Origin of the sequence: Longimicrobium sp. (assembly GCF_036280135.1) — a bacterium.
Classification (GTDB): Bacteria; Gemmatimonadota; Gemmatimonadetes; order Longimicrobiales; family Longimicrobiaceae; genus Longimicrobium.
The window spans coordinates 1-3,686 of the sequence record NZ_DASURI010000215.1; the positions used below are offsets into that span (position 1 = coordinate 1).

The following is a 3,686-nucleotide window of genomic DNA, read 5'->3' on the forward strand; positions in this document are numbered from 1 at the left end:
AGAATGACCGGCGAAACGGATGCTCGACTGGTCGCGCGCGTGCGGCGCGGGGACCGGCAGGCGGCCGGTGCCCTGGCCGAGCGCTACCTGCGCGCCTGCCGCGCCGTGGCCCTCGCCGTCACCGGCGACGACGCGGACGCCGACGACGTGTGCCAGGACGCCTTCGTGACCGCCATGCAGCGCATCGACGAGTGCCGCCAGCCGGACCGCTTTGGCGCGTGGCTCATGCAGATCGTCCGCAACCGCGGCCGCGACCAGCTGCGGGCCCGCGCCCGACCCATCCTCTCCATCGACGGGATGGAGATCCACGCGGCCGGGGCATCGCCCGAGGCGCTGGCGGAGCGGGGCGACGCGCACGAGCGGCTGATGGCCGCCCTGCGCACGCTGCCCGAGGAGCGCCGCGAGGTGCTGCTGCTGCACGATCTGGAAGGGTGGACGCACCGCGAGATCGCCGAGCGCATGGGGCTGCCGGCGGGGACCGTGCGGTCGCACCTGCACCACGCCCGCCGCCGTGTCCGCGGGCTGCTGCCGGAACTGGAGGAGGAACGCGATGGATGAACGACCGCTGGACCTGTCCTCGCTGGACCCGGCGCGCGACCCCGCCCGCTGGCGGGCCGTGTTCGACGCCACGCTCGTGCGCGTGGACGGCGTCCTGGCGCAGCGCCGCCAGGACGCGCTGACCCTCATTGCCGGGTGGCAGCGGCCCCTGCTGGCCGCCGCGGCCGCCGCGGTGCTCATGCTCGTCCCCGTGGAGGTGGCCCTGGAGCGCCGCGAGACGCGCGCGGAAACCCTGCAGGGGCTGGTCTCCGCGTCGGAGGCGTGGGCGCAGGAAGGTCGGGTGCCCACGGGCGCGGAGCTGCTGCGCGCCATGGACACGGGGTCGGCGCCGTGAGGCAGACCGCGCGGATGATCGGCGCGCTGCTGCTGGCGGCCACCTTCGTCGTGGGCGGGCTGGCGGGAATGGCGGCCGAAGAGGCGCTGGGGCTGGACTGGTTCGACTTCCTGGACGAGGACGCCGTGCCCGCCGACGAGCGGCTGTTCTCCGGGATGAGCCTTACGGACGCGCAGCGGGAGCGCATCGAGGACATCCGCGACCGGCGCGAGGACCGGCTGGAGGCGTACTGGGAAGGCCGCCTTCCCGACATCCAGCGCATCGCGGACGAATCGTACAACGAGATGCGCCAGGTCCTCACGCCGGAGCAGCGTCCGGCGTTCGACCGGCGCGTGAGCGGGCTGCGGAGCCGGGTCTCCGCGGACCGCGACTGAGGTCCGTGCATCCGCCCTTTCGCGGATGCCGGACACGACGGGCCGGGGCTTCGCGCCCCGTCGCCAGCTGGAAACCGATGGACAAGGAGCAGGGCAGGATGATGACGATGAAGACCCTGGCGCTCGCGGGCCTTGGCACCGCCGCCCTCGCGGTGGCCGCCACGCGCTCCGGCGCGCAGAACCCCGCGCCCGGCGTGCCGGGCACGTACACGCTGGCCCAGGTGGACGGCCGCGCGCTGCCCACCGTCGTGGAGACGGACGGCGCCTGCCGCGACGAGCTGGTGTCCGCCACGCTCGTCCTGGCGGACGGCACGTGGACGCTGGAGGCGACGGAGCGCGAGCTGTGCGACGGCCAGGCCGCGCGCGAGGACCGCGACACGGAGCAGGGCCGCTACACCCTCTCCGGCACCGCCGTCACCTTCACGGACGACGATGGCGACGACGATTCCGCAGACGCCGCCGACGCGGATGACGCCGCGAGCGTGGACGTGGACGACCTCGCCACGGGCACGCTGGACGGCGGCACGCTGACGGTGCGGCTGGAGGGCGGGCAGACGGCGGTCTTCCGCCGCTAGGCCCCACGGCGGGCGCGCGGCATTGTCCCCGCGCCCGCCCCGACGGCCGCGTACATCGCAAGGGAGTGGAATGATGGCGGAGAGAGGGCTGTACAAGTTCGGCGGCGTGCTGTTCGTCGCCCTCCTGATGATTGCCGCGGTGGCGTACGCGACCGGCGGCGGCCGGTCGACGATCGAGGCCGCGCCGGCGGACGTGCCCGAGCCGCGGGCCGCGGAGGCGCTCACGAAGCCGGTGCCGTCCGCGCCGGAGCTGGCGGACGCCACCTGCCGGCCGGACGGCGGGCCGCGGCCCCTGGACGACGACCTGCGCGAAAGCAGCGGCGTGGCCGTGAGCGCGGCCCACCCGGGCATCTTCTGGACGCACGAGGACTCCGGCGATCCGCTGCTGTACGCCGTCGACATGGAAGGACGGACGGTCGGCCGGGTGCGGATCGCGGGGGCGGCCCTGGAAGACTGGGAGGACGTGGCGCGGGGCCCCTGCCCCGCCGGCGGCGACTGCCTCTTCATCGGCGACATCGGCGACAACGAGGCGCGGCGCCCCTTCGTCACCGTCTACCGCGTGCCGGAGCCGTCGCCGCGCTCGGGGCAGTCCGCGCCCGCGGAGGCCATCCGCCTGCGCTACCCGGATGGCGCCCACGACGCCGAAGCGCTGTTCGTGCTCAACGGCGCCATCCACGTGGTCACCAAGGGCGAGAGCGGGCCCATCGCCGTCTACCGCGCCCCGGCCAGCGCGGCGCCCGGCGCGGAAACGGTGCTGGAGCGCGTCCGCGTGCTGTCGCCGGAGCGGGTGGATCGGCCGATGCGCATCACGGGGGCGGATGCCAGCCCGGACGGACGGTGGATCGCCCTGCGCACGCTGGAGTCCGCGGAGATCCATCGCGCGGAGTCCCTCACGGGCAGCGGCGCCCTGTCTCCCATCCGCATCGACCTCCGTGCGCTGGAGGAGCGGCAGGGCGAGGGGATCGGCTTCGCGCCGGACGGCTCCGTCGTCCTCACGAGCGAAGGGACCAAGAAGAAGCCCGCCACGTTCGCGCGGCTTACCTGCGTGCTGCCGTGAAGGCACGGCATTCGCCCGGGGTCGCGCGCACACGTGAACCCGGGCGAGCTTCAGTGAGTGATGGACGCGTGATGGATCCGCAGGCGTTTCCCCAGTCCGCCGCGCTGCCGTACCGCGTGACGGGCACCGGCGTGGAGGTGATGCTGGTGACGCCGCGCGGGGGCGAGGGATGGATCATCCCCAAGGGCAAGGTCAAGGCGCGGCTGGGGCCCGCCCCGTCCGCGCGGCAGGAAGCGTGGGAAGAGGCCGGCGTGCGCGGCGAGATCGACGCCGCCCTCTTCGACCAGTACAGCCACGGCGGGAGGGACGACGGACCGCTCGTGGCCGTCTACCTGATGCGCGTCACGCGGGAGCTGCCCGTCTGGCCCGAGCGCCACGAGCGCACGCGGCGCTGGGTGACGCTGGAGCAGCTTCCGCGGATGATCGTGGACCCCGGCCTCGCGCGGGTCATGCGCGACGCGGCCGTGCACCTGGCCGCGAACGCGCCCGCCGCGTGGGCCGACGGCGAGTCCGCGCGGGAGGCGAAGCGCGTCCGACGCCGCCGTCTCGCGCAGTCCGCGCTCCTGCTGGCCGCCGGCTCCGCGCTCGCCGCCATCGCGCTCCTCTGAGCCACGGCAGGGCATTACTGCTTTTCTCACGCAGAGCCGCGGAGGGCGCAGAGAACTGCAACGGATTGCTCACGCAGAGGGAGCAGAGGCAGCAGTTTGAACTTCGTGTGAAGCGCAGTTCAACCTCCCCCAGGGGTTATTGGGGGAGGTGGGCGAGCTCCGCGAGCCCGGAGGGGGCGC

The 3,686-nt window shown here is 74.3% G+C and carries 6 protein-coding genes; all 6 read left to right on the top strand.

The annotated features are described in order from the left end of the window. Positions 1–558, top strand: a 558-nt coding sequence (locus VFZ20_RS06430; protein ID WP_329683015.1) for an RNA polymerase sigma factor, incomplete at its 5' end; no start/stop codon positions are given. Continuing rightward, positions 551–892: a hypothetical protein gene (locus VFZ20_RS06435; protein WP_329683016.1), complete on the top strand. Its 342-nt coding sequence runs from the start codon at positions 551–553 to the stop codon at positions 890–892. The genes VFZ20_RS06430 and VFZ20_RS06435, both read left to right, overlap by 8 nt. Then, complete coding sequence (locus VFZ20_RS06440; protein WP_329683017.1) at positions 889–1,266, top strand: hypothetical protein; 378 nt, start codon at positions 889–891, stop codon at positions 1,264–1,266. The genes VFZ20_RS06435 and VFZ20_RS06440 overlap by 4 nt, the downstream gene beginning before the upstream one ends. A 98-nt stretch (positions 1,267–1,364) precedes the next feature. Beyond that, on the top strand, positions 1,365–1,841 hold the full coding sequence (locus tag VFZ20_RS06445; RefSeq protein ID WP_329683018.1) for a hypothetical protein: 477 nt from the start codon (positions 1,365–1,367) through the stop codon (positions 1,839–1,841). Positions 1,842–1,911: 70 nt separating this feature from the next. Further along, the gene (locus VFZ20_RS06450; protein ID WP_329683019.1) at positions 1,912–2,898 is read left to right on the top strand and encodes a hypothetical protein; all 987 of its coding nucleotides are present in this window, start codon (positions 1,912–1,914) and stop codon (positions 2,896–2,898) included. A gap of 53 nt (positions 2,899–2,951) precedes the next feature. Further along, positions 2,952–3,506 carry an NUDIX hydrolase gene (locus tag VFZ20_RS06455; protein ID WP_329683020.1) on the top strand — a complete coding sequence of 185 codons (555 nt, stop codon included), beginning with the start codon at positions 2,952–2,954 and terminating at the stop codon, positions 3,504–3,506. Positions 3,507–3,686: the final 180 nt, after the last annotated feature.

Bases quoted from the DNA above. Each gene is read 5' to 3' on its own strand.
- VFZ20_RS06435 (WP_329683016.1), top strand. From the start codon at position 551: ATGGATGAACGACCGCTGGACCTGTCCTCGCTGGACCCGGCGCGCGAC.
- VFZ20_RS06445 (WP_329683018.1), top strand. From the start codon at position 1,365: ATGATGACGATGAAGACCCTGGCGCTCGCGGGCCTTGGCACCGCCGCC.
- VFZ20_RS06450 (WP_329683019.1), top strand. From the start codon at position 1,912: ATGATGGCGGAGAGAGGGCTGTACAAGTTCGGCGGCGTGCTGTTCGTC.